22 protein-coding genes are annotated in these 26,673 nt (G+C 46.1%); 15 read left to right on the top strand and 7 right to left on the bottom strand.

Annotated features, from left to right (window positions below):
• The first annotated feature begins 309 nt into the window (after positions 1-309).
• The 3 genes from ACF8CV_RS16510 (at position 310) to ACF8CV_RS16500 (ending at position 2,553) form a co-directional block, all read left to right on the top strand.
• Positions 310-498: a (2Fe-2S)-binding protein gene (locus ACF8CV_RS16510; RefSeq protein WP_005496545.1), complete on the top strand. Its 189-nt coding sequence runs from the start codon at positions 310-312 to the stop codon at positions 496-498.
• A 92-nt stretch (positions 499-590) separates the two neighbouring features.
• Entirely contained in the window at positions 591-1,067 is a 477-nt protein-coding gene (bfr, locus tag ACF8CV_RS16505) for a bacterioferritin (RefSeq protein ID WP_025534562.1), read from the top strand.
• 208 nt (positions 1,068-1,275) lie between these two features.
• Positions 1,276-2,553, top strand: a complete 1,278-nt coding sequence (locus ACF8CV_RS16500; protein ID WP_005465132.1) for a malic enzyme-like NAD(P)-binding protein — start codon at positions 1,276-1,278, stop codon at positions 2,551-2,553.
• 109 nt (positions 2,554-2,662) lie between these two features.
• On the opposite strand, the gene metJ is transcribed toward ACF8CV_RS16500, so the two are convergent.
• Positions 2,663-2,983 carry a met regulon transcriptional regulator MetJ gene (metJ, locus tag ACF8CV_RS16495; RefSeq protein ID WP_005432736.1) on the bottom strand — a complete coding sequence of 107 codons (321 nt, stop codon included), beginning with the start codon at positions 2,981-2,983 and terminating at the stop codon, positions 2,663-2,665.
• A gap of 226 nt (positions 2,984-3,209) precedes the next feature.
• On the opposite strand from metJ, the gene ACF8CV_RS16490 reads away from it, so the two are divergent.
• The 3 genes from ACF8CV_RS16490 (at position 3,210) to metF (ending at position 7,972) form a co-directional block, all read left to right on the top strand.
• Positions 3,210-4,370 carry an O-succinylhomoserine (thiol)-lyase gene (locus tag ACF8CV_RS16490; RefSeq protein WP_021484679.1) on the top strand — a complete coding sequence of 387 codons (1,161 nt, stop codon included), beginning with the start codon at positions 3,210-3,212 and terminating at the stop codon, positions 4,368-4,370.
• A 15-nt stretch (positions 4,371-4,385) separates the two neighbouring features.
• Positions 4,386-6,794: a bifunctional aspartate kinase/homoserine dehydrogenase II gene (locus ACF8CV_RS16485; RefSeq protein ID WP_208871003.1), complete on the top strand. Its 2,409-nt coding sequence runs from the start codon at positions 4,386-4,388 to the stop codon at positions 6,792-6,794.
• A 275-nt stretch (positions 6,795-7,069) separates the two neighbouring features.
• Positions 7,070-7,972 (top strand): methylenetetrahydrofolate reductase, encoded by a 903-nt coding sequence (metF, locus tag ACF8CV_RS16480; protein WP_005465139.1) that lies wholly within the window; start codon positions 7,070-7,072, stop codon positions 7,970-7,972.
• Between the two features lie 70 nt (positions 7,973-8,042).
• Here the strand turns inward: metF and ACF8CV_RS16475 are convergent, their stop codons facing one another.
• The 3 genes from ACF8CV_RS16475 to argE all read right to left on the bottom strand — a co-directional run bounded on the left by ACF8CV_RS16475 (position 8,043) and on the right by argE (position 13,066).
• A complete protein-coding gene (locus tag ACF8CV_RS16475; protein ID WP_005395734.1) occupies positions 8,043-8,582 on the bottom strand; it encodes a PadR family transcriptional regulator in 540 nt (179 codons plus the stop codon).
• Between the two features lie 437 nt (positions 8,583-9,019).
• Positions 9,020-11,653, bottom strand: a complete 2,634-nt coding sequence (gene ppc / locus ACF8CV_RS16470; protein WP_005465143.1) for a phosphoenolpyruvate carboxylase — start codon at positions 11,651-11,653, stop codon at positions 9,020-9,022.
• Between the two features lie 276 nt (positions 11,654-11,929).
• Positions 11,930-13,066, bottom strand: a complete 1,137-nt coding sequence (argE, locus tag ACF8CV_RS16465) for an acetylornithine deacetylase (RefSeq protein ID WP_102600948.1) — start codon at positions 13,064-13,066, stop codon at positions 11,930-11,932.
• 144 nt (positions 13,067-13,210) lie between these two features.
• On the opposite strand from argE, the gene argC reads away from it, so the two are divergent.
• The 4 genes from argC (at position 13,211) to argH (ending at position 18,450) form a co-directional block, all read left to right on the top strand.
• Entirely contained in the window at positions 13,211-14,215 is a 1,005-nt protein-coding gene (argC, locus tag ACF8CV_RS16460; protein WP_140153140.1) for an N-acetyl-gamma-glutamyl-phosphate reductase, read from the top strand.
• A gap of 21 nt (positions 14,216-14,236) precedes the next feature.
• On the top strand, positions 14,237-15,028 hold the full coding sequence (gene argB, locus ACF8CV_RS16455) for an acetylglutamate kinase (RefSeq protein WP_005496562.1): 792 nt from the start codon (positions 14,237-14,239) through the stop codon (positions 15,026-15,028).
• An 89-nt stretch (positions 15,029-15,117) separates the two neighbouring features.
• Complete coding sequence (locus ACF8CV_RS16450) at positions 15,118-16,332, top strand: argininosuccinate synthase (RefSeq protein WP_140274704.1); 1,215 nt, start codon at positions 15,118-15,120, stop codon at positions 16,330-16,332.
• A 243-nt stretch (positions 16,333-16,575) separates the two neighbouring features.
• Complete coding sequence (gene argH / locus ACF8CV_RS16445; RefSeq protein ID WP_005465154.1) at positions 16,576-18,450, top strand: argininosuccinate lyase; 1,875 nt, start codon at positions 16,576-16,578, stop codon at positions 18,448-18,450.
• Between the two features lie 192 nt (positions 18,451-18,642).
• On the opposite strand, the gene ACF8CV_RS16440 is transcribed toward argH, so the two are convergent.
• A complete protein-coding gene (locus tag ACF8CV_RS16440; RefSeq protein ID WP_017449461.1) occupies positions 18,643-18,915 on the bottom strand; it encodes a DUF3624 domain-containing protein in 273 nt (90 codons plus the stop codon).
• 493 nt (positions 18,916-19,408) lie between these two features.
• Entirely contained in the window at positions 19,409-20,137 is a 729-nt protein-coding gene (locus ACF8CV_RS16435) for a redoxin family protein (protein ID WP_015297397.1), read from the bottom strand.
• A 170-nt stretch (positions 20,138-20,307) separates the two neighbouring features.
• Here ACF8CV_RS16435 and oxyR point away from each other — a divergent pair, with 170 nt between their 5' ends.
• Positions 20,308-21,216 (top strand): DNA-binding transcriptional regulator OxyR, encoded by a 909-nt coding sequence (gene oxyR / locus ACF8CV_RS16430; protein WP_005465160.1) that lies wholly within the window; start codon positions 20,308-20,310, stop codon positions 21,214-21,216.
• Between the two features lie 55 nt (positions 21,217-21,271).
• Here oxyR and ACF8CV_RS16425 read toward each other — a convergent pair whose 3' ends face one another.
• The gene (locus tag ACF8CV_RS16425) at positions 21,272-23,842 is read right to left on the bottom strand and encodes a penicillin-binding protein 1A (protein WP_208871002.1); all 2,571 of its coding nucleotides are present in this window, start codon (positions 23,840-23,842) and stop codon (positions 21,272-21,274) included.
• A gap of 142 nt (positions 23,843-23,984) precedes the next feature.
• Here ACF8CV_RS16425 and pilM point away from each other — a divergent pair, with 142 nt between their 5' ends.
• The 4 genes from pilM to ACF8CV_RS16405 are packed head-to-tail and all read left to right on the top strand — an operon-like array spanning position 23,985 to position 26,654.
• On the top strand, positions 23,985-25,001 hold the full coding sequence (gene pilM, locus ACF8CV_RS16420; RefSeq protein ID WP_005496568.1) for a type IV pilus biogenesis protein PilM: 1,017 nt from the start codon (positions 23,985-23,987) through the stop codon (positions 24,999-25,001).
• Positions 24,985-25,563, top strand: a complete 579-nt coding sequence (locus tag ACF8CV_RS16415) for a PilN domain-containing protein (RefSeq protein WP_015297396.1) — start codon at positions 24,985-24,987, stop codon at positions 25,561-25,563. Before pilM ends, ACF8CV_RS16415 begins: the two co-directional genes overlap by 17 nt.
• A complete protein-coding gene (locus ACF8CV_RS16410) occupies positions 25,556-26,149 on the top strand; it encodes a type 4a pilus biogenesis protein PilO (protein ID WP_005480482.1) in 594 nt (197 codons plus the stop codon). Before ACF8CV_RS16415 ends, ACF8CV_RS16410 begins: the two co-directional genes overlap by 8 nt.
• Positions 26,139-26,654: a pilus assembly protein PilP gene (locus ACF8CV_RS16405; RefSeq protein WP_005480477.1), complete on the top strand. Its 516-nt coding sequence runs from the start codon at positions 26,139-26,141 to the stop codon at positions 26,652-26,654. Before ACF8CV_RS16410 ends, ACF8CV_RS16405 begins: the two co-directional genes overlap by 11 nt.
• Positions 26,655-26,673: the final 19 nt, after the last annotated feature.

The following is a 26,673-nucleotide window of genomic DNA, read 5'->3' as shown; positions in this document are numbered from 1 at the left end:
TCTTGCACTCTTCTTCTTTTTGAAGAAAGCGCATCAAGAAAAGGGAGGCTTCGGCTTCCCTTTTTCGTATTTGTTTTTTATTTAGTTATAAGCACAAACTGAAGGTGCTTCCTTCTTGTTTTTAAAAAACAACCTCTTACTTGAAGTATGTTTTTTCTGATTCGCAGTTCCCTCATAAGTGATTGATCCTCTCTTTCCGAACAAAAACCTATATAACGAAATGTTCTCAATACTTCCTCAACACGAGTGGTAACAATAACCATTCCCGTTTATATTCTTGTCTTCGGTTTTTATTAGAAAGGTTTTTATATGTACGTTTGTCTTTGCCATGGCGTCTCCGACAAAAAAATTAGGAAGTTGGCGATAGATGAGGGTGTAACTGATATTCGAGGCATTAAGAGATGCACTGCTTTGGGGAGCCAGTGTGGTAAGTGCATTAAGCAGGCGAAAGAAATCCTAGCAGAAACACATTACACCGAATTAAGACAAGCTAGTTAACTACCTCATCGCTTTTTGAGGATTACTTGGTCTCTTTGACACCTTCTCATTTGCTTCTAAAGTTAATAGAAGCCAAATAGGAGGGCTTTGTCATGAAAGGCGATCCAATCATCATCCAACATCTCAATAAAGTGCTCGGTAACGAGCTCATCGCTATCAATCAATATTTTCTTCATGCTCGTATGTATAAAGACTGGGGGTTAAAGCACCTGGCCGATAAGGAATACCACGAGTCGATTGATGAAATGAAGCATGCTGACCACCTTATCGAACGGATCTTGTTCTTGGAGGGATTACCGAACCTTCAAGATCTTGGAAAGCTAATGGTTGGTGAAGATACCAAGGAAATGCTCGAATGCGACCTTAAACTGGAGATGGCGGCCATTCCTGATCTTAAAGATGCGATTGCCTATGCCGAAGATATTCGCGACTATGTTTCGCGTGATTTATTTCAAGATATTCTCGAAGATGAAGAAGAGCATGTGGACTGGCTTGAGACCCAACTTGGCTTGATTGAAATGTCAGGCATTGAAAACTACCTTCAAGCTCAGTATGTCGATGAAGAGTAACGAACATACTGACGCATTGTTCAAAAAGAATTCATATCATAAAAAGAGCACCTGACCAGAAAATCAGGTGCTTAACACACTTATCTGGTCTAATCTCTTTTATTATCGGCTTTTTAAGGATATTGCTCGCAATCTTACCTATGAAGATTGATTTCTATCCTTTAGAATTTATGCCCCCTTACCTAAAAATAACAAAGAGAAACGATCCATGTCTGAAGACAATCGCCAAGCAGCCACCCCAGAAGAAGAACATCGCCAAAAAGCTCTGGATTACCATGCTTATCCAACCCCGGGTAAAATCGCTGTCGAATTAACTAAACCAGCAGAAACAGCTGGTGACCTTGCTCTTGCATACAGTCCTGGCGTGGCTGAGCCTGTACGTGAAATCGCACAAAACCCTGACAACGTGTACAAGTACACAGCGAAAGGCAACATGGTTGCGGTTATTTCAAACGGTACCGCTATTCTTGGTCTAGGTAACCTTGGCCCACTTGCCTCTAAGCCTGTAATGGAAGGTAAAGCGTTACTGTTTAAGCGTTTTGCTGGCCTTGATTCAATTGATATTGAAGTGAAGCATCGCACGATCGACGAGTTCGTTGATACGGTTGCGAACATTGCTGACACTTTCGGTGGTATCAACCTTGAAGACATCAAAGCACCAGACTGTTTTGAAATTGAAAAGCGTTTGATTGAGCGTTGTGACGTACCAGTATTCCACGATGATCAACATGGTACGGCTATCGTGACAGCTGCAGGTATGCTCAATGCTATCGAGCTGCAGGGTAAGAAGCTTGAAGATTCAACGATTGTTTGTCTTGGTGCTGGTGCTGCAGCTGTTGCGTGTATGGAGCTGCTTATCAAGTGTGGCGCAATGCGCGAGAAGATCTACATGCTGGATCGCAAAGGGGTGATCCATACTCGTCGTGATGATCTGAATGAGTACAAGCAACTGTTCGCAAACAATACAGACAAGCGCACACTAGAAGATGTGATCGAAGGTGCAGACCTATTCCTAGGTGTATCTGGTCCAAATCTATTGCCACCAGAAGCGTTGAAACTCATGGCTGACAAGCCAGTTGTATTTGCTTGTTCGAACCCAGATCCTGAAATCAAACCTGAGCTAGCACACGCAGTGCGTGATGACTTAATTATGGGTACTGGTCGCAGTGATTATCCAAACCAAGTGAACAACGTATTGTGTTTCCCTTTCATTTTCCGTGGTGCGTTAGATGTACGTGCGAGTGAAATCAATGACGACATGAAGCTGGCAGCAGTTGACGCAATTCGTGCATTGGCAAAAGAGCCTGTGCCTGAATCGGTACTAAAAGCTGCAGGTGTTGAGAAGCTAGAATTTGGCAGCGACTACATCATTCCTAAGCCAATGGATCCACGTCTGCTACCTCGCGTAGCAAAAGCGGTAGCTCAAGCGGCAGTAGATTCCGGTGTTGCTCGTATCGAGATGCCAGAAAACTACATGGCAGAGTAATTTACTCAGCCACATTGAACACAAAAATGGGACGCATTGACGTCCCATTTTTTATATCTCCAAAAACTGCCCCCGGCGCAGCTCCTAAAGCGGATGAATTTGTAAGCAATTATTCTTCGTCAAATGCTTCGAATTCGATACCCATCGCCGTCATTAACGCTTTTGCTTCAGTTGGAATGTCATCCGGCCTGTCTTTACGAAGGTCTTCATCCGTTGGTAATGGCTGACCTGTATATGCGTGCAGGAATGCTTCACATAGTAGTTCGCTGTTGGTTGCATGGCGTAAGTTATTGATCTGACGACGAGTACGCTCATCAGTCAGCACTTTTAAAACTTTTAGCGGGATAGAAACGGTAATTTTTTTTACTTGTTCGCTTTTTTTACCGTGCTCAGCATATGGGCTAATGTATTCGCCATTCCAGTCAGCCATTGCACACCTTCATTTATGTAATAAGTTGAAATTAATATAGGTGCTGATTTTAGCTGCATTTACTGCCACAAGCAAAGACATATAGACGTCTAGAAGTGTTGACGTCTCATTTTTTGACAAGTAAAGTGAACAGAACAGTTAAGGAAGAGTGTTGTTCAGATAGATCTGACAAATTAGATATAGCGCATTCCTATTTAGAAGTCATCACCTGTGAAAGGATACACCCATGAGCACCCGCAAGCCTGCGACCATTGCTGTACGCACTGGTATCGAATCAGACAGCCAATACCACGCTGTTGTTCCACCAATCTACCTTTCAACCAACTATGGTTTCCCTGCTTTTGGTGAAGTCCCTAAATACGATTACACGCGTTCAGGTAACCCAAACCGTGGTTTGCTAGAGAGTGCGTTATCAGAGTTAGAGTCTGGCAAAGGCGCAGTGGTGACTAACTGCGGTACTTCCGCACTTAACTTGTGGGTATCGGCTTTTCTTGGGCCAGATGATCTGATTGTTGCACCGCATGATTGCTATGGTGGCACATACCGTTTGTTCAATACACGAGCTAACAAGGGCGACTTCAAAGTGCAGTTCGTTGATCAATCGGATGAGCAAGCTCTAGAGGCTGCACTAGCGAAAAAGCCAAAGCTTATTTTGTTAGAAACCCCATCGAACCCTTTGGTTCGTGTGGTTGATATTGCTGCGGTATGCGAAAAAGCCAAACAAGTGGGCGCTTGGGTTGCGGTAGACAATACCTTTTTGACTCCGGTGTACCAAAAGCCTTTGGATCTCGGTGCTGATTTTGTTATCCACTCAACCACAAAATACATTAATGGTCACTCGGACGTGATTGGTGGTGTGGTGATCACCAAAACAGAAGCGCACGCAGAAGAACTTGCATGGTGGGGAAACTGTATTGGCGCCACGGGTACGCCTTTCGATAGTTACATGACGTTGCGTGGGATCCGCACTTTAGGCGCCCGTATGCGAGTGCACGAAGAAAGCTCTCAACACGTACTCAACTACCTACAACAGCAGGCTTTGGTCGCGAAGATTTACCATCCGAGCTTGCCAGATCACCCTGGTCACGAAATCGCGAAAAAGCAGCAGTCGGGTTTTGGGTCTATGTTGAGCTTTGAATTTGCAGGCTCATTTGAGCAACTTAAAGTGTTTGTTAAAGAGCTCGAACTGTTTTCTCTTGCAGAGTCGCTTGGTGGCGTGGAGAGTTTGATTTGTCACCCCGCATCTATGACGCATCGAGCCATGGGGGAAGAGGCGTTAGCGGAAGCGGGCGTGTCGCATCAGCTGCTTCGTTTGTCTGTGGGTTTAGAAGATGCACAAGACCTGATTGCCGATCTCGATCAAGCCTTTGTAAAAGCTGCTCAGTAATAGGAGAACTAAAAAATGAGTGTACAACGTCAGTTACATAAATTTGGTGGCAGCAGCTTAGCAAACCCTGAATGTTACTTACGTGTGGCCGATATTCTCAAAGAATACTCTGCTGAGAATGATCTGGTGGTGGTATCCGCCGCGGGGAAGACCACTAATCGCTTGATCGAGTTTCTGGAAGGTTTAGACAAAGATGGCCGTATTGCGCATGAAGCACTGCAAGGCTTAAGACAATTCCAGTCGGAGCTAATTGAATCTTTATTAGAAGGCGAGGTGCAGACGCAATTGCTCGCTTCTTTGCACGATGAGTTCAGTACCTTAGCCGAGCTGGCTGCACCACTGACGGGTGCGCAAAAAGCGGCAGTGTTGGGTCACGGTGAAGTGTGGTCTTCACGTTTATTGGCTGCCTTGCTTTCACAACAAAATGTTCCTGCGGTCGCACAAGATGCACGTGCATTTTTACGTGCAGAAGCAGGTACTCAACCGGAAGTTGACCGTGCGCGTTCTTATCCCCTGATTAAGGAGGCGTTGGCGCAACACAGCCACAAACGCATCATCATTACTGGATTTATGGCGCAAAATGAGACAGGAGAAACCGTGTTGTTGGGGCGGAATGGCTCGGATTATTCCGCAACCGTAATCGGTGCTTTGGCGGAAGTGACAACCGTAACCATTTGGAGTGATGTTGCTGGCGTTTACAGTGCGGATCCTCGTTTGGTGTCGGACGCATGTCTGTTGCCTTTACTGCGCTTAGACGAAGCGAGTGAACTGGCCCGCCTTGCAGCGCCGGTTTTGCATAGCCGTACGTTACAACCTGTCGCGCAAAGCACGATGGACTTAAGCCTCAAGTGCAGTTATCAACCTGAATCAGGTTCAACACGTATTGAGCGTGTACTTGCTTCTGGGCGTGGAGCAAAAATCATCACTTCTTTGGATGAGGTATTGTTGATTCAATTGTCCTTTAGACATGGTCATGACTTCAACAAAACCCAAAGTGATGTTTTAAAGTCTCTTCAACGTGCGCAACTCGAGCCACTCTCTTACGAAGCCCAAGCCGATCAGCAAAAATTACGCTTAGCGTACACCGCAGAGATTGCGACAGGTGCGCTGAAGTATCTACAAGATCTTGCGGTTGAAGCTGAAATCAAACTCAAAGAAGGCTATTCACTTGTGGCCGCTGTCGGAGCGGGCGTAACGAAGAATGCCAACCATTGTTTTGGTTTTTACCAAAAATTGAAGCACGCACCAGTTGAATTTGTTTCTGAAACTGAATCAGGTTTAAGCCTAGTTGCGGTACTGCGTCGCACCGATACCGAAGCATTAGTGCAGTTGATTCACAGCCAGTTATTCCAAGCGCAAAAGCGCGTAGCGGTAGCGTTATGTGGCAAAGGCAATATCGGTTCTAGCTGGTTAAATCTATTTGCGACTCAGAAAACAGAACTCGAAAAACGCCACGGTATGAGCTTTGACTTAGTTGCCGTTGTCGATAGCCAGACATATTGGTTTGATGAAAAGGGTATTGATGCGGCGGCGGTTGCCGACAGGTTTGATGATGAAAGTATTGAGAATGATGGGGCGTGGCTGAGTCGGTTAGGCGATTTACAAGGTTATGATGAAGCTGTGGTATTGGACGTGACCGCGAGCAAAGAGTTGGCGCAACGTTATGTTGATATCGCTCAGCAAGGCATCCATTTAATTTCTGCTAACAAAGTTGCAGGCTCTGCCGATAGTCAGTATTACCATCAAGTGCAAGATGCATTCGCGAAAATCGGTCGTTACTGGCTCTACAACGCGACGGTTGGGGCTGGGTTACCTATCAACCATACCGTGCGAGATCTGCGTGAAAGTGGTGACGAGATTGTGGCGCTATCCGGAATCTTCTCGGGAACACTTTCTTGGCTGTTCCAGCAGTTTGATGGCTCGGTGCCGTTTAATGAGTTGGTCGATTTAGCGTGGCAACAAGGATTAACAGAACCGGATCCGCGTGCTGATTTAGATGGTTCGGATGTCATGCGTAAACTGGTTATCTTAGCGCGTGAGTCTGGTCTGGATATTGAACCGGACAGCGTAAAAGTGGAATCACTGGTGCCTGAAGAGTTGCGCTCTCTGAGTTTGGATGAGTTCTTTGATAATGGCGCACTGCTCAGTGAGATTCTTCAAGAGCGTCTAACCAAAGCACAAAGAGATGAGCAGGTGCTTCGATATGTGGCGCGCTTAGAGAAAAATGGCAAAGCGACGGTGGGCGTAGAAGCATTACCGCGCGAACATGCGCTGGCTAACTTGCTGCCATGCGACAACATTTTTGCGATTGAAAGTAAATGGTACAAGGACAACCCTTTGGTGATTCGTGGCCCAGGTGCAGGACGCGAGGTGACCGCTGGTGCAATCCAATCGGATCTCAACCGCTTAGCTGGATTATTCTAAACTTTTCGAGAGACCTAAAAACCCTGGAATTCATCCGGGGTTTTTTATTCCTTCCTCAGTGCCATACTTAAAATAAGATTCGCCATTTTCAAACGTTGTTATGAGTAAATAGCAGATGCGAATTAACTTGAACTATCCTCATTATTAACGTGAGAAAAATTCATAATCACAAGGTTGACATTAAATCACATTCAATACATTCTGTAGACATATAGACGTCTAAACGTCGATTCAAGGATTTTGATTTCGTGGCGGAGTGCCACAGGGAGAGTAAGATGGGATACACGCACGCAGGCCATATCGACGCCTTAAACCAGAATATCGCTGAGTTGTCAGATAACATTAATGTCTCGTTTGAGTTTTTTCCGCCAAGCAGTGAAAAGATGGAAGAAACGCTGTGGAACTCTGTGCATCGTCTCAAAACGCTCAAGCCTAAATTTGTTTCGGTAACATACGGAGCAAACTCTGGTGAGCGTGATAGAACTCACTCCATTATCAAGGAAATCAAAGCAGAGACCGGTTTAGTTGCTGCGCCTCACCTCACTTGTATCGATGCAACACGTTCAGAGTTGATTGAGATTGCTGATGATTACTGGAATAACGGCATCGAAAATATCGTTGCGCTGCGTGGTGACATCCCACCTGGTGGCGGTGCTCCAGATATGTATGCTTCGGACTTGGTTGAGCTACTAAAATCTCGTCACGATTTTGATATTTCTGTGGCGGCTTTTCCAGAAGTGCATCCAGAGGCAAAAAGTGCTCAATCGGATCTACTAAACCTAAAGCGTAAAGTGGACGCTGGTGCAAACCGTGCCATTACTCAGTTCTTCTTTGATGTGGAATCTTACTTGCGTTTTCGTGACCGCTGTGTTGCGGCGGGAATCGATGTAGAAATCGTACCGGGTATTTTGCCAGTTTCGAACTTTAAGCAAGCCTCACGCTTTGCGGCGCAGAATAACGTTAAAGTGCCAGGGTGGATGAGCAAACAGTTTGAAGGTTTGGATGATGATCCTGTGACTCGCCAACTTGTAGGTGCAAGCCAAGCTATTGATATGGTTCGTGTACTAAGTCGCGAAGGTGTAAAAGATTTCCACTTCTATACGCTGAATCGTGCGGAGATGACTTATGCGTTATGCCATACTTTAGGTGTTCGCCCTCGTGTAGCCGTAGAAGCGTAAATCCGGTTTCAAAAAGACAAAAGGCTTGCCAAGTGGCAAGCCTTTTTCGTTGTCTCTAAGTAAAAGGAAATTAACCAATCACTTCAAGTTCTGTTAGGACTTCTTCTGCCCAAGTGATCCACGTTTCACGTAACAGTAGGTTACGACGAAGCGTTAGGCGCTCTAAACGAGCTTGTTTGTCCAAAGTTGAAGGCGTTGCGTAGTAAGCCGCTTCAATTTCTTTGTAGTGAGAAACCAGTTTACGAGACTCTTCAACAAGTTCTGCTAGTTGATCACGGAAAGGTGTTGATGGTTGAACAGCACAAGCCATAAGTTTCGCTGAAAATTCATCACGAACGGTTGGGTGTGCAGTTGGTTGATCAAACCATTCTCCAAGAGCGCTACGGCCTGCATCTGTGATGGAGTAAACCTTACGGTCTGGTTTGCCTTCTTGAGGTTCTAGTACGCAAGTAACCAGCTCTTTCTCGGCCATTTTATTTAGCTCACGGTAAACTTGTTGGTGGCTTGCTTTCCAGAAGTAACCGATGCTAGCAGAGAATTCTTTAGTGATATCGTAACCGGTTGCGTCGCGAGTGCTAAGAACAGTTAAGATTACGTGTGGTAATGACATGTCTTCAATCCAAATGGTCAATAAACTTGTAAACAAGCTACTTATACTTTCAGCTGCGCTCTTACTGGCGCTTGAGTTTTTTAATGTATAAGTAGCACCAACAAAGTTGGTCCTGTCACCTTAAAGCCGTTTATCACCTAGAGATGGGGATCCCCATCAGGGCTGGAGCAGGTATGATTGGATTTATGAGCTCTCAGCAGGCAAGTAGTATATAAATAATAAGCATGAAGTGGAATACTAGGACAAAATTACCCTGAAAAACTAACATAATACTCAATAGAGTTATTTTGTAGTTAATAATTCTAATTTGTTGGTATTTTATGGCTTTTTTATGGTGTAAATATCTGGTTATTTGCTGCGCAATTATGTGGTTGGAAGTTATGAATATAAGAAAGGCTGAGTATGAACTCAGCCTTTTGTATTACGAATGGTTATTTTTAACCCGTATTACGCATACCTGCTGCAATACCCGCGATGGTCACCATCAGAGCCTCTTCAAGGTTTGCAGACGCCTCTTCTGTTTGACGAGTACGGTATAGCAATTCAGCTTGAAGCATGTTCAATGGCTCTACGTAGATGTTACGTAGGCGAATTGATTCTTGGCCCCATGGGTCGCTTTGCATTAGGTTTTCGTTGTTCTCTACGTTCAGTACGGACTTAATATCACGTTGAAGCTGTTCACGCAGTCGGTCACCCAATGGTTGAAGTTGAGGTTCAACTAGGCGTTGGTCATAGTAGCGAGAGATTTCCATGTTGCACTTGGTGTACACCATCTCAAGCATACCTAGGCGAGTTGAGAAGAACGGCCATTCGCGACACATTTCTTCTAGCAGTGCCTGATGACCTTTGTCTACTGAGTACTGAATAGCTTCACCTGCGCCTAACCAAGCCGGAAGCACCAAACGGTTTTGGCTCCACGAGAAGATCCAAGGAATTGCACGTAAGCTTTCTACACCGCCATTTGGATTACGTTTCGCTGGGCGTGAACCAAGCGGCAGTTTGCCTAGCTCTAGTTCAGGCGTCGCTTGACGGAAGTATGGAACAAAATCTGGTTCGCCACGGACGACGCCACGGTAAGCTTCACAGCTCACTTCCGACAGGACTTCCATCAAGTCGCGCCATTCTTGTTTTGGCTCTGGTGGTGGCAGTAGATTTGCTTCCAAAATGGCGCTTGCATACAAGTTGAAGCTGTTTACCGCAACATCTGGTAGACCCAGTTTAAAGCGGATCATTTCGCCTTGTTCTGTTACGCGTAACCCGCCTTTCAAGCTCTTTGGTGGTTGAGACAGCAGAGCCGCGTGTGCAGGTGCGCCGCCGCGACCAACGGTGCCGCCACGACCATGGAACAGAGTCAGCTCAACACCCTCGTCTTCTGCCACTTTAACTAGAGATTCCATAGCATGGTACTGAGCCCAGCCTGCTGACATGACACCCGCATCTTTTGCTGAATCAGAGTAGCCGATCATGACCATTTGGTGGTTTTGAATAAAGCCACGGTAAAGGTCGATACTCATTAGCTGCTTAATGACCGACTCCGCATTATTCAAGTCGTCTAGAGTTTCGAACAGAGGACAAACATCCATACGGTAAGGGCAGCCCGCTTCTTGCAGTAATAGGTGCACAGCGAGTACGTCTGAGGCGGTACGAGCCATTGAGATGACGTAAGCACCGAACGCTTCGCGCGGTTGCAGAGCGATGATCTTACAGGTGTCTAAAACCTCTTTGACAGGCTCTGATGGTTCCCAATCGCGTGGCAGTAGCGGACGTTTAGACGCAAGTTCATTGGTGAGGAAAGCAATTTTATCTTGCTCGCTCCACTGTTCGTAATCACCAATGCCGAGGTATCGAGTCAGCTCAGAGAGTACATCTGCGTGGCGCGTACTTTCCTGGCGGATATCAAGACGAACTAGGTGAACGCCAAACGCTTTCACACGACGCAGCGTATCTAGCAACGAGCCGTCAGCGATGACGCCCATGCCGCACTCATGCAGTGATTGGTAACACGCGTACAGAGGATCCCAAAGCTGTTCAACTTTTTGTAGCGGTGCTTTGACTGCCAGTTTTTGACCGTGGATCTTCGCATCAAGAATATCTTTGGTTTCATTGAGCAGAGCACGTAGTTGTTTCAGGATTGCGCGGTATGGTTCGTGTTGATCTTCACCAGCAAGTTCACGAACTTGATCGTTAGAAACGGTCATCGAGAGTTCGCTGATCAATTCATTGATGTCATTGAGATAAAGGTCAGCGGCTTTCCAACGAGACAGAAGCAATACTTCACGCGTTACGCTATGAGTAACGAACGGGTTGCCATCACGGTCACCCCCCATCCAAGAAGAGAAATGCACTGGACGAGCATCAATTGGTAAACCTTCACCTAGGTAAGACTTCAGACGATCATTCATTTCACGTAGGAAATCTGGCACAGCTTCCCACAGTGAGTTTTCTACTACGGCAAAGCCCCATTTCGCTTCATCCAATGGAGTAGGGCGTTGTTGACGAATCACGTCAGAATGCCAGCTTTGTGCGATAAGTTGCTCTAAGCGACGCTCTGTTTTTTTGCGTTCTTTAGAAGACAGGTCGCTGAGTTCTAGTTTGGATAAACACTCGTTAATCTTGACCAGTTTATTGATCATGGTGCGGCGAGTGATTTCCGTTGGGTGCGCGGTTAATACCAGTTCAATATTCAAATCACGTACCGCTTGAGCCGTATCGAGTTTGCTAACATCGTTTTGTACCAGTTTTGAAAACAGCGAGTTGATCGCGTCTGGTTCACAGATGTGCTCTTCACAGTGACGTGAAATGGTGTGGTATTGCTCGGCAATATTGGTGAGGTTTAGAAATTGGTTAAACGCACGGGTGACTGGCGTTAGTTGCTCATCGGGTAGGTGTTTGATTTCTTCTATCAAGCTTTCCCTGTCTGCTTGATTACCTGCTTGAGCCGATTTGGATAATTTACGAATGGTCTCCACTTTCTCGAAGATTTCTTCGCCGTGGGCATCGCGAATCGTGTTACCCAGTAAGTGGCCTAACATGCGCACATTGCTTTTAAGTGCGGCGTATTTCTCGTTCATTGTCGTCCTGCCTCGTAAAAAAACTACATCCATTGTCCTTGTTAAGACTCCAATCTAGCGAAAAGCACCAGTTCTAGTCAAATAAAGCAGACTAAGTTTGCAATTATTCGGCGTCTCTCCTGATTTAGAGCAAAGTTTCGACGGGCATAGAATTAAAAGTGAAAATTAATTACAAAATAACAAGTTAAATTCGTGTTAACGGTGCATAAAACCTTGTGCTTTGAGAGCAAAAATATGCAGCTCATCGGAGCTGCATAAAGGTTTTTTTAAACTCAATCAACAACAATACTTAACCATCGCTTTTGAAAGCACATCAATGGTTGGATCGATAAAATCAAAGGAGAGAAACTCATCTGGTTGGTGCGCTTGTTCGATAGAACCAGGGCCAAGTACCAGAGTCGGACACAGTTGCTGCAAGAAAGGCGCTTCCGTGCAGTAGTTGACGGTTTGCGAACTGGTTTGACAGATCTCTTCAACACCACCGATAAATGGATGATCGTGCTGACATTCATATCCTGGAATTGGCTCATGCAACGGTACGATGTCGATTCGTCCCGGCCATTTAGCTTCTACTTCTTGTAGTGCGCTGCGCAGCATGTTTTCTAAACCGTCCAAACTGATGCCCGGCAATGGGCGAACGTCATAGTGCAACTCGCAACAACCACAAATACGGTTGGCACTATCACCGCCATGGATATGGCCTAAGTTCAACGTTGGGCTAGGGATGGCAAATCCTGGGTGGTGATACTCTTTAATGAGTTTGTCGCGCAGTTGCATCATCGCAAACAACACTTCATGCATGATTTCAATTGCGTTGACGCCCAAAGCTGGGTCAGAGGAGTGGCCGGATTTACCGGTAACCCGAATCGCATTGGCGACATGCCCTTTGTGGCCACGAATAGGAACTAAGCTAGTGGGTTCTCCAATGATGCAGTAATCCGGCTTGAACGGCGCGTTCGTGGTGAAGTGTCTTGCGCCGAGCATGGTGGTTTCTTCATCACAGGTGGCCAATACGTAAAGCGGCTTGTTTTGCTTGCTCCAATCCACCTTTTTTACTGCTTCATAAATGAAAGCAAAAAAGCCTTTCATGTCTGCCGTACCCAGACCGTAGAAGCGGTTGTCTTTCTCAGTGAGCTTATGGGGATCAAAGCTCCAGCGTCCTTCATCAAATGGCACGGTATCGCTGTGCCCAGCAAGCAGCAGACCGCCTTCGCCTTCGCCCATGCGTGCAATCATATTGTGTTTGCCTGATTCGACTTCGATCACCTCAACGTGAAAACCAAGATCTTTAAACCAAGTGGCGAGTTTCTCGATCACTTTGGCATTGCCTTGATCCCAGCTTAGATCAGTTGAGCTGATCGAAGAGGTACTAATGAGTCCTTCATAGACCTCTAGAAAAGTTGGTAATTGCATGGATTCTTCAATTCTCCTATTGACAGACAGAGCACAAAAATGTAAAACACATATTAACTCATGTTTAATGAATAAAAAATCAAAATAAAGCTAATTTTAAATATGAATAATCATTTTGAGCTTTAAGTATATGGATGCCACACAATGCTAAAAACCACAATTATCGGAGCCAGCGGTTACACCGGCGCAGAGTTAGCGTTCATGGTTAATAAACACCCACAACTCACGCTATCAGGTTTATACGTTTCCGCCAACAGTGTCGATGCAGGAAAAACCATTGCACAGTTACACGGTAAATTGGCGAACGTGGTCGATATGGTGGTGAATGCGTTGACCGATCCAAAGCAAGTTGCGCAAGACTCTGATGTGGTTTTTTTAGCTACGGCTCATGAGGTCAGCCATGATCTTGCTCCTATCTTTCTCGACGCTGGATGTCAGGTCTTTGATTTGTCCGGCGCGTTTCGTGTCAAAAGCGATGGCTTTTACGACACCTTTTACGGCTTTGAGCATCAATTCAACAACTGGCTAGATAAAGCGGCGTATGGCTTAGCGGAGTGGAACCAAGAAGAGATTAAAAGCGCTCCTTTAGTTGCGGTAGCTGGCTGCTACCCAACGGCGTCGCAATTGGCAATTAAACCACTACTTGTCAGTGGCTTGCTGGATACTCAGCAATGGCCAGTCATTAACGCGACAAGCGGTGTCTCTGGTGCAGGGCGTAAAGCCTCAATGACCAACAGTTTTTGTGAGGTTAGCCTTCAGCCTTACGGTGTATTCAATCATCGTCACCAACCAGAAATTGCCCAGCATTTAGGATGTGATGTGATTTTTACTCCTCATCTTGGCAGCTTTAAACGCGGCATTCTTGCTACTGTCACGATGAAGTTGGCGCAAGGTGTAACGGAGCAACAAGTTGCTCAAGCTTTTGAACAAGCTTATCAAGGTAAGCCAGCCGTACGCCTCAAAGGTGATGGCATTCCACGTATTCAGGATGTTGAAAATACCCCTTTCTGCGATATCGGCTGGAAGGTGCAAGGCGAACACATCATTGTGATTTCAGCCATCGACAACCTACTTAAAGGTGCATCGAGTCAAGCGATGCAGTGTTTAAATATTCATTACGGTTACCCAGAACTGACAGCGTTGCTGTAGTCGTTGAAAGAGGGAAAAGCAATGACGCAAACCAATCAAGCTCCTTTAGTCATTAAGCTAGGCGGTGCGGCTCTATCTTGCACTCAAACCTTAAGCCAACTGTTTGGTGCCATCGCGGCATACCAGAAGTCGGCGCAGCGACAAATCGCCATCGTTCATGGCGGTGGCTACTTGGTGGATGAGTTGATGGCGAAACTTCAACTTAAGACCGTAAAGAAACATGGTCTACGTGTGACGCCATACGATCAAATTCCAGTCATTGCCGGTGCGCTGGCAGGAACGGCAAATAAGTTACTGCAAGGTCAAGCGATTGCCGATGGTTTGAATGCGGTGGGCTTGAGCCTAGCGGATGGTGGCCTTTGTCATGTCGAAGAGTTAGATCCTGAATTAGGCGCGGTGGGCAAAGCGACGCCGGGTGACTCAAGCCTACTTCAAGCGATTTTAAATACGGGCGCACTGCCTATCATCAGCTCTATTGGTCTCACGGCTGAAGGTCAAATGATGAACGTGAATGCGGATCAAGCAGCGGTTGCCGTTGCGGGTGCTTTGGACGCGGAGTTGGTGCTGTTGTCAGATGTAAGCGGTGTGTTAGATGGCAAAGGTCATCTGCTTAAAAGCTTATCTGAGAAAGAAGCTAATGCGCTGATCGAAGGCCAAGTGATCACTGATGGGATGATCGTCAAAGTGAAAGCTGCTCTCGAAGCCGCCAACGATCTTGGTCGTCCGATAGAAGTGGCGACGTGGCGCTACCCAGAAAAACTCACGCAGTTATTTGCTGGTGAAAGTATTGGAACACAGTTTCTGCCTCAATAAGCGGAAGCAAAACAGTTAAAGAATTCAACATTAGGAAGTGGTTGGCACTGACCGCCGAGCGCAGCGCCAGTTAAGTTTGGAGAAAAAACATGAGCAAAGTGAACGTAAATAAAGTGGTAGTCGCATACTCAGGCGGTCTAGATACTTCAGTAATCATCCCGTGGCTAAAAGAGAATTATGACTGTGAAGTCGTCGCTTTCGTGGCCGATGTAGGTCAAGGTGCTGAAGAGCTCGAAGGCATTGAAGCGAAAGCAAAAGCATCTGGCGCATCAGAGTGCTACATCGCTGACCTAAAAGAAGAAATGGTGGCAGATTACATCTATCCAACACTAAAAACCGGTGCTTACTACGAAGGTAAATACCTGTTGGGTACATCAATGGCGCGTCCTATCATTGCTAAAGCGCAGGTTGAAGTTGCACGTAAAGTGGGCGCGGACGCATTGTGTCACGGCTGTACTGGTAAAGGTAACGACCAAGTGCGTTTCGAGGGCGCGTTTGCTGCGTTAGCACCAGATCTACACGTTATCGCTCCATGGCGTGAGTGGGATTTAGTGAGCCGCGAACAATGTCTGGATTACCTTGCAGAGCGTAACATTCCTTGTTCAGCGTCTCTAACGAAGATTTATTCGCGTGATGCGAACGCATGGCACATTTCTACTGAAGGTGGTGTGCTAGAAAATACATGGAATGCACCAAACGAAGATTGCTGGGTCTGGACCGTTGACCCTGAACAAGCGCCAAATGAAGCTGAATACGTTACGTTGAAAGTCGAAAAAGGTGAAGTTGTGGCAGTGGATGGTGAAGCGATGACACCATACAACGCGCTAGTTTACTTAAACGAAAAAGGCGCAAAACACGGTGTGGGTCGTATTGATATCGTAGAGAACCGTTTGGTGGGAATGAAGTCTCGTGGCTGTTACGAAACTCCGGGAGGTGCCATCATGATGGAAGCTCTGCGCGCAGTTGAACAATTGGTGCTAGACAAATCGTCATTCGAGTTCCGTGAAGAACTTGGTCTAAAAGCCTCTCACCTTGTGTACGACGGTCGTTGGTTTACACCGCTATGTAAGTCGATTCTTGCTGCCTCAGAAGAGCTAGCACAAGACGTCAATGGCGAAGTGGTTGTTAAGCTATACAAAGGTCAAGCAACGGTAACGCAAAAACGTTCTGACAACAGCTTGTACTCAGAAGAGTTCGCTACTTTTGGTGAAGATGAGGTTTACGATCAAAGTCATGCTGGTGGCTTCATCCGTCTTTACTCGCTATCAAGCCGTATTCGTGCATTGAATAGCCAGAAAAAATAATCACTCCCCATCTCGGATTGAATAAAGACCTGCCAACATATGGCGGGTCTTTTTTTATTACCCAAAGAGTCGCAAATTAAGTGGGGGGGGTGAATATATATGTAAAAATATTGAATTTATACTTTATTTTTATATTGAATTGCCGTAACGTTGGCGTATAAGAAAAAGTGAGCAAATGACCACCGATTTCGTCATCACTCATTAGACACGTTAGAGTAAGCAATAGTCATCAGGAGAGACGCAATGGCATTATGGGGCGGAAGATTTACCCAAGCGGCAGATACCAGATTCAAAGAGTTCAACGATTCGTTGCGTTTCGACTACCGATTGGCTGAGCAAGATATCGTAGGCTCAATTGCGTGGTCTAAAGCATTGCTTTCGGTTGGTGTATTATCAGCAGAAGAGCAGCAAAAGCTCGAGCTCGCTTTAAATGAGTTGAAACTCGAAGTGATGGAAGATCCGCATCAGATTTTACGCTCTGATGCTGAAGACATTCACTCGTGGGTGGAACAGCAGTTGATCAGCAAAGTCGGCGACTTAGGTAAAAAGCTGCACACTGGTCGTTCTCGTAACGACCAAGTGGCGACCGACTTAAAGCTTTGGTGTCGTCAGCAAGGGCAGCAACTTCTTATTGCACTTGATCGTCTACAATCGCAAATGGTGCAAGTGGCGAAACAACATCAAGGTACGGTTTTGCCTGGTTATACTCACTTACAACGTGCTCAGCCTGTGACGTTTGCTCATTGGTGTTTGGCTTATGTTGAAATGTTTGAGCGTGATTACTCACGTCTGAGTGATGCGCTGCAACGTTTAGATACCTGTCCGTTAGGCTCTGGCGCATTAGCTGGTACTGCTTACCCAATTGATCGTGAACAACTGGCGCATAATCTTGGTTTTCATCGTGCTACGCGTAACTCACTCGATTCGGTATCGGATCGTGACCATGTGATGGAACTGATGTCTGTCGCTTCTATCTCTATGCTGCACTTGTCACGTCTCGCGGAAGATATGATTTTCTACAACTCAGGTGAGTCGAACTTCATTGAGTTGGCGGATACAGTGACATCTGGCTCGTCATTGATGCCACAGAAGAAAAACCCAGATGCGCTAGAGCTCATTCGTGGTAAGACTGGTCGCGTGTACGGCGCACTTGCTGGCATGATGATGACAGTCAAAGCCCTGCCACTGGCGTACAACAAAGACATGCAAGAAGACAAAGAAGGTTTGTTCGATGCACTTGATACATGGAACGACTGTATGGAAATGGCAGCGTTGTGTTTCGATGGTATCAAGGTTAATGGCGAACGTACGTTAGAAGCCGCGAAACAAGGCTACGCCAATGCCACAGAATTAGCGGACTACTTGGTCGCGAAAGGCATTCCTTTCCGAGAAGCGCATCATATTGTCGGTGTGGCTGTCGTTGGCGCGATTGCCAAAGGTTGTGCACTGGAAGAGTTGTCATTGCAAGAGCTGCAAGAGTTCTCTGACGTCATCGACAACGATGTGTACGACATCCTAACGATTGAGTCTTGTCTAGAAAAACGTAGCGCGCTTGGGGGCGTGTCACCAAAACAAGTCGCTTATGCCGTTGACCAAGCGGACAAGCGTTTGGCGCAGCGTGATAGTTCGGCCGTCAAAGTACGTCCTGCACGTTTAACGGATATCGAAACGCTTGAGGGCATGGTTGCGTACTGGGCGAATATGGGCGAAAACTTACCTCGTTCTCGTAATGAACTCGTTCGCGACATTGGCTCATTTGCCGTTGCTGAACATCATGGTGAAGTGACTGGTTGCGCGTCTCTGTATGTGTATGACTCTGGACTTGCGGAAATTCGCTCGCTCGGTATTGAGGCGGGTTGGCAAGGACAAGGGCAAGGCAGCGCGATCGTGAACTATTTGGTGGATAAAGCACGTCAAATGGCGATTAAGAAAGTCTTCGTACTAACACGTACGCCAGAGTTCTTTATGAAGCAGAGTTTCTTGCCAACATCTAAGTCTCTGTTGCCAGAAAAAGTGTTGAAAGATTGCGACCAATGCCCGCGTCAACATGCCTGTGATGAAGTGGCGTTAGAGATCAATTTAGTTGAACAGATCATCCAACGCAGCCATGTCGCATAGCGTATTGATTTTGTTAGTATTTAAACAGATATCGTTAGAGAACGATCATTTACATAAGTTTTTGCTAAAAAAATCGAAAAAACTTTGAACCTTTGAGAGGAAGCTCGGTCTATTAAGGTACCACTGCTTTTTCTTAGAAGAATCTAAGAGAGCCCCAGAATCGAGATTGATTTTGGGGCTTTTTTCTATCTGTCATTTGTTATGATCCTCTCCATTCTGTTTCCCGCGACGACGCTGCCACGGTAAGATGACAAAACGCATCCATAAGTGCAGAAACAATAAAATGTTAAATGCAAAGCCCGCAAAGATCAGGGCGATCGATTCAATGCTTTGTGGGTGATCGCGAAAAGCAAACCACCAAATGATCCAACACACAACTGAAAGTACGGTCAATTGATCCATGCATCGTTGACAACGACCGATCTTTTTCCAAAACCAATGTTCTTGGCAGCTACGACAAGCCATGATGTTTACCTCAATTCAACTTGCCCAAGATTAGCAGAAGATGAATAGGCTTTACCATGTGCGCTTGTTAGGTGGTACGGACCCAAAAATGGAAAATTAGCTTGGATGAAATTCTGTAGCACGTAACTGGTGTATGGTGCCGCGTCAGCCGAAAATAGGAAAAGATAATGTCGACAGAACTGAGAGTAGCACTAGGACTTGCCGGGGGATTTTTCACCATTGGGTTCACCGCGATTGTGCTAGTGAGTCGTTATGCGATGATGTAATCCATGAAACTCTAGTCCAGAAAAAAGCCTCGTATCTGCGAGGTTTTTTTGTATTTGGCTTGGGAATAGAAACAAGACGTTATGATGAACAAAAAGTGTTGTATTTAAAAACGTTGATTCAGGTAGTAGAACGATTTAAGAACTAAGGACTTAGATTTGAGCGGGAAGAGACAGGGTGGCCTCCGAGTCAAAGACATCGGAGACCGGGGGTGTAGGCTATGGACAGGTTAGCCTAGGTAAGTTTCTAGCTCTTCGCTACCACCGATGTGTTTACCGCCGATGAATACTTGCGGGACGGTCGTACGGCCTGTAATAGCACGAAGACTGACGGAAGTTGCATCTTTCCCCAAAATTACTTCTTCATATTGAAGACCGTGATCAATCAAGTTTTGTTTGGCTTTCATACAGAAAGGACAACCAGGCTTGGTAAATACAGTGATCGATTCCTGAGTTCTGTACTCTGGTGCGATGTAGTTCAGCATAGTGTCGGCATCCGATACTTTGAACGGGTCTCCTGGTTCATTTGGTTCGATAAACATCTTCTCAATCACACCATCTTTTACCAGCATGCTGTAACGCCAAGAACGTTTACCAAAGCCGATGTCATTTTTGTCCACGAGCATGCCCATGCCATCAGTGAACTCTCCATTACCATCTGGAATAAAGGTGATGTGCTCGGCTTCTTGGTCGTGTTTCCAAGCGTTCATAACGAATGTGTCGTTTACCGAAATACACAAAATTTCATCAACACCGTGTTCTTTGAACACAGGGAATAGCTCGTTGTAACGAGGTAAGTGGCTAGAAGAACAAGTCGGTGTAAACGCTCCAGGCAAACTGAATACGATCACGGTTTTGCCTTTGAATAGATCATCCGAGGTAACGTTCACCCAAGTATCACCTTGGCGAGTCGGGAAAGTAACCTGTGGTACGTTTTGACCTTCTTTAGATACAAACATATTGATTCCTTTAAAATATTCGAGTGAAGCGTTTAGAGCGTGACTTGTCGTTTGGCTCTGGTTCGTTTTGTTGAGCCCATTATTGTAAAAATCCTTTGATAGCTCTAATCGTTTGATGCTATGGTTTTGATAGACATTGACTATCATCAAATAGAAGCGAATCGTGTGTTATGAATATTCGGGATTTTGAGTACTTAGTCGCACTGGCGGAGCACAAGCATTTTCGCAAAGCGGCAGAGGCGTGTTTTGTCAGTCAGCCAACGCTTAGTGGTCAAATACGTAAGCTGGAAGATGAACTCGGCACGGCATTGTTAGAAAGAAGCAGCCGCCGAGTGTTATTCACCGACTCTGGCTTACAGCTGGTGGATCAAGCTAAACGCATTCTGAGTGAGGTGAAAACCTTTAAAGATATGGCCAGCGGACAGAGTGGGGCAATGACCGGTCCAATGCACATCGGTTTTATTCCGACGGTTGGGCCGTACTTATTGCCTAAAATTCTTCCACAGCTGAAAGAAGAGTTCCCTGAGCTTGAGCTGTTCCTGCATGAGGCTCAAACTCATCAGTTGGTTCGTCAGCTAGAGGAAGGGAAGCTGGACTGCTTGGTATTGGCTTCTGTGGCGGAAACTGCCCCATTTAAAGAGATTGAAGTGTACAACGAACCGCTTAGTGTTGCTGTACCATGTGGTCATGAATGGGCACAGCTCGACCAGGTTGATATGTTAGAGCTCAATGGGAAGACCGTGTTGGCTTTAGGTGATGGGCATTGCTTACGCGACCAAGCGTTAGGTTTCTGCTTTGCGGCAGGAGCAAAAGATGATGAGCGCTTTAAAGCCACCAGTTTAGAAACTTTGCGTAATATGGTTGCTGCGGGAGCGGGTATTACTTTGTTGCCTCAGCTTTCTATTCCAGCCGAAAAACAAAAAGATGGCGTTTGCTACATTCCTGCCGTCAACCCTACGCCTTCACGCAGCATTGTTTTGGCGTACCGCCCTGGCTCTCCGTTGCGTGCTCGTTTTGAAGCATTAGCAGCGAAAATCAAAGCAATTCTAGAGTCGCAGCCATCTTCTATGGCCGCTTAACGTTATAAAAAAGGGGAGAGCCAACGCTCTCCCCTTATCTTTTCTTTCGTTTGGTTTAGAACAACTCTTCCGTTGTTCCACCAGGACCGCTTGAATAAATGCTGTCTTCGAGGCTGTTACCAACGTATTCGGTTGGCTCCGTGCCTTTCTCAAAGTATTCAAACATGGACGTGCTATCCACTTTATGAGTCAGCAGACCGCTGTTGCGATCGATGCGAACGCGCACGATGTCATCTGGAATATTCTTGCCTTGTTCTGGCTTGCCTTCCAATGCCACTTGCATAAAGTCAATCCATGCTGGTTCTGCTGTTTTCGCACCTGATTCAGCACCAGATACTTGGCCTTGACCCAAATTGCTGTTCACCGTCGTGCGGCCTAACGCGCGTGAGTGATCATCGAAGCCCACCCATGCAATAGCAACCACGCCCGGACCATAACCGTTGTACCATGCGTCTTTTGAATCGTTAGTCGTACCAGTTTTACCACCAATATCACGACGCTCAAGTTTTTGCGCACGCCAGCCGGTACCGTTCCAGCCAGTTCCTTCACGCCAGTTGCCGCCACCCCAGATGTTGCTGTACATCATTTCACGCATCAAGAATGCGTTTTGTTCAGAGATCACTTGTGGTGCGTATTTTGGTTCATCATTTTCTAGTGCGTTCTCTGGAGCTTGGCCATCAACGGCAACGTCTTGCTCACCGAACTCACTGGCAAAGCGATCCATTTCTGGTTGTGGGCTCATTTGTGGGCAATCTTGATGACAAACGCTCTTAGGGTTGGCTTTAAACAAAACTTCGCCAAATGCATCTTCAACTCGTTCTACGTAGAACGGCTCAACATAGTAACCGCCGTTTGCAAAAACCGAGTAACCTTGCGCCACTTTCATTGGTGTTAAGCTACCCGCACCCAAGGCGATAGTTTCTGAGCGAGGCACTTCGTTGATATCGAATCCAAAGCGAGTTAGGTACTGACGAGTTTCATCCAGACCCACTTCACGTAAGGTACGAACCGCCATTACGTTTTTCGATTGCGCTAAGCCAATGCGAAGGCGAGTTGGACCGCCGTAAGTTGGAGGCGAGTTCTTTGGTCGCCATGCCGATCCTGAACCTGCGTCCCATTTGTTGATTGGCGCATCGTTGATTAGAGTTGCTAACGTTAGGCCTTTATCGATAGCGGCTGAGTAAATAAATGGTTTGATACTAGAACCAACCTGACGCACGGACATGGTTGCGCGGTTAAACTTGCTGTGAACAAAGTTAAAACCACCTACTAGTGACAAAATGCCGCCATTTTCAGGATTCATCGCGACAAATGCGGTGTTCGCGCTAGGCACTTGGCTTAGCTTCCAGCTGCTTTGAGTGTTGCCATCTTCATCGGTGGTCGTTAGCTCGCGAACCCAAATTTGTTCACCTGCAGCTAAAACCTCTTGTGCAGATTTTGGCGTTGAACCTTGACGGTTATCGGTGAGGAATTTGCGTGCCCAGTTCATGCCAGTCCAAGGGATGGTTTGTGCGTCGTTATTTTTCACAACAACTTGCGCTGTTTTGCCTTCCACTTTTGTCACGACCGCAGGGTAAAGATCGCCGTAAGTTGGCTGGCCTTTTAGATGCTTCTCAATTTGTTCTGCATCCCAAGCGGCTTCCCCTTCTTTCCACAATACTTTTTCTGCGCCGCGGTAGCCATGACGCTCGTCATAAGCCATTAGGTTGTTTACCGCAGCCTTATTGGCAGCGTCTTGCAGTTTGGAGTCAACCGTCATGTAGATATTCAAACCCGACGTATAGGCTTTCTCTTCACCGTACTCTTTTACTGCCCATGCGCGTGCAAGTTCGGCAACGTAAGGCGCAGACACTTCAATTTCTGCACTGTGGTAACGAGCAATGATTGGTTCGTTACGTGCTTCATCGAATTGCTCTTGCGTAATGTACTTTTCATCGAGCATACGCATTAGCACAACGTTACGACGTTTTGTTGCACGTTCTAGCGAGTAAATTGGGTTCATGGTTGAAGGGGCTTTTGGCATTCCCGCCAGTGTCGCAATTTCGCTAAGCGAGAGCTCATTTAGGCTCTTACCAAAATACACCTGAGCTGCTGCACCAAAACCGTATGAGCGATAGCCAAGGAAGATCTTGTTAACGTAAAGCTCCATGATCTCTTGTTTGCTCAGCAGTTGCTCAATGTGAATGGCAATGAAGATCTCTTTGATCTTACGCATTAGTTTCTTCTCGTTAGATAAGAAGAAGTTACGCGCTAGCTGCTGAGTGATGGTACTCGCACCTTGCTTTGCTGAGCCGGAAAGAGCAACCACGACAGCTGCACGAGTAATACCGATTGGATCGATACCAGGGTGCTCGTAAAAACGGCTGTCTTCGGTGGCGATCAGTGCGTGAATTAGATCTTGAGGAATTTCATCGTAAGTAACAGGAATACGACGCTTTTCACCAAACTGTGCGATCAGCTTCCCGTCTTGACTAAATACCTGCATAGGTGTTTGTAATTCAACGTCTTTTAGAGTTGCAACGTCTGGCAATTCAGGCTTCACGTACTGATAGAAGCCAAAAATTGTGGTGACTCCAAGAATTATGCAAATCAATGTTAAAAATAATAAACGCTTTATGAACTTCACCGGAGAATCCCTGATTGGTTGAGGCTGTGTAACGGCAAACCCTTGTACTCTTAGGTCAAAAATTTAGCACATAGAGATATTAACTCTTATTTGGGTGCTAATAACAACCTTTGCGCGAAGAAATTTCGGAGCGAGAGTAGAGATGGATAAGCTAATCGTTACCGGCATAGATATTGGCCATAACAGCCTCAAAGCCGTAGTACTTAAACCCATTGGCGATCAATACGCCTTACTGGGTTACAAAGAAATATTACTTAAGGAAGGTATTGTCGCTGAAAATAACACTATAAATCATCAAGAAATTGTAAAGACCCTAAAGCAGATGAAAAAAGAGCTGCCTTTTGGGGCCAAGCGAGTGGCAATTTCTGTTCCAGACAACTCAGTTATTAGCAAGAAACTGCAAATCGAACAAAGCCTTGATGAGAGCGAAATCGAGTTTGCAGTGGTACAAGCTTTTTCTCATCAATCTCCTTTTCCTGTGGAAGAACTGAGTTTGGATTTTGTACGCCTTCGTGCTGAAGAAGGGATGCGTGGAACGGACAGTTATCAAGTATTCGCTACGCGCAAAGATGTGGTTGAAAGCCGAGTTGAAGCGTTACAACAGTCTGGTTTAAAGCCTGTGTTGGTTGACGTGCACTCTCAAAGCCTAGGTCATATCTGGAAGCTTGCCGCAGAGCGTTTTCCTGAAAAAAACAAATACTGTTTGTTAGACATCGGCTCGTTAGCGAGTTCATTCACCATGTTTACCGAGCAAGGCGAACTGTTTCATAAGGAGTTTGCGTGCGGTACTCGTATCTCAATGGGGACGTCACAAGAAGACTTACTTTCTGATGATGCTCAAGCCAAAACGGAACAGTTCAATCGTCAAGTGGTTGAGCGCGTAAAACGTCAAATGCAGCTCTATACCTCGATCAACGGTTCGCAAAACATCAAAGGCATTTGGTTATCGGGCGAGGGGGCATCGACGCCAATGTTGGCAGAAGAGCTGTCGCATCAGTTGGCATTGGAGTGTGAGTTGTTAAACCCACTCGGACTGTTTGAAATGAAAGTGTCGAAACGCAAGCGCCGAGCGGCCGATTGGCAACATTTTTCGACGGCTGCAGGGCTGGCGGTGCGTGGCATTCATTGGTTAGGAGGTGTGCGTGCTGTATCGCATTAACTTATTGCCTTGGCGCGAAAATCAAAGGGAAGAGCATCGTCGTCGATTTGTCGGTTTAGTGGTATTGGGCGTCATGGTGGCGTTGGGGATTCAGTGGGGCGTTGGCAAATATTATGAGTATCAACAAGATCTTCAACAAGAGCGACTCGACTATCTAACAACGTACATTTCCGATCTAGATAAGCGGATAGAAGCGATGAAGATCGCGGAGCTTGAACACAGCAAAATCTTGGAACGCTTGAAAGTTGTGGAAGCGTTGCAAAATGGTCGGAATAAAACCACTGATTTTATGAACCTCATGCCAGCTGTTATTCCAGAAGGCGTATATGTCGACAAGATCAAAATGAACGATCTAGAAATTGAAATCTCAGGTATTTCAGACAGTACACCACGGCTAGCAACCATGCTCGATAACATGGAACGTTCTGCCAAGCTACTGGACGTTGAAATGCACTCTATCGTGCACGGAAAAGCCCGCTTTGGTAAAGAGTTTCAGACCTTTAAAGTGTCCTTCATGTTTAACACGGTAGAAGAGAAGAAAGAGGGAAAACAACATGGTTAATTGGCAAGATCTAGAAATGGATGAGATTGCTGAATGGCCATTACTGCCTCAGCTTGTAGTGATCTGCCTGCTTGTTCTTCTTATCCAAGGGTTTGGTTATTGGTTTTACTTAAAGCCAGAAGAGGCTCGCTTGAACAATTTGATTCAAGAGGAGCAAACATTAAAAGTGGCATTGCGCATAAAAGCCAACAAGGTGGCTGCATTGCCTCAGTTGCAATCTCAACTGGACGAGCTCACTACGCGTTATGAGTTGCTGTTGCAACAACTACCGGCACAAAAAGAGTTGGCCACAATGTTGGCGTCGGTAAACGAACTCGGTATCGACAACAAGTTAACGTTTACTCGAATCGATTGGGGAGAAAAGCAATCTGAAAACTTCCTGTATCGATTGCCACTAAATATCGAGCTAACAGGTGATTTCCACGATATCGGTCGTTTTTCACAGGCCATTGCCACTCTGCCACGCATCATCACCTTTAAAGACGTGACTTGGCAGCGTGTCAGCCAAGAGAGTGAAACTTTGCACTTCCGAGTGAGAGCAAACACTTATCAGTTCAAGCCTGAGGAAAAGAAAGATGAGAAATAAATCTTTGCTGACGGTGTTGGTAAGCGCTCTATTGGTTGGGTGCCAGGCTAATGATGAATCATTAACGGATTTTATTCGTGGTGTTGAGAGCCAGGCTCGGCGAGATGTGGAGAAGCTCAAACCTGCTGACAAATACATCGCAGTGGCGTATGCCCCAGAAGTGATGCGTGCTCCTTTCGAATTGCCCAAAGAGGCGACCATCGCGACTCAACCTGTGGCGAGAAAAGATTGTTGGCAACCGCCGAACCGAGCGAGATCTGGCAAGTTAGAAAAATTCCCACTCAGCCAACTTCGTTTAAAAGGAGTGATGGGTATGGGGAACACCGTTTCTGGTTTAGTACAAGCCCCGAATGGCACGGTTTACAAAGTGAAACCAGGTCAATACCTCGGGCGTAATAACGGTAAGGTCACCCATGTTACCCACTCCTATTTGTTGATTAATGAAACCTTGCCCGATGGTTTGGGGTGCTGGCAAAAACGTAAAGTTAAGTTGGCTTTGAGATAGATATAGCTGCATTTATTTT

The organism is Vibrio sp. zbq_1, assembly GCF_043102935.1.
In the GTDB taxonomy this organism is placed as follows: Bacteria; Pseudomonadota; Gammaproteobacteria; order Enterobacterales; family Vibrionaceae; genus Vibrio; species Vibrio parahaemolyticus.
The sequence above is the reverse complement of the archived record's forward strand: the minus strand, read 5'-3'. Positions and strand labels throughout refer to the sequence as shown.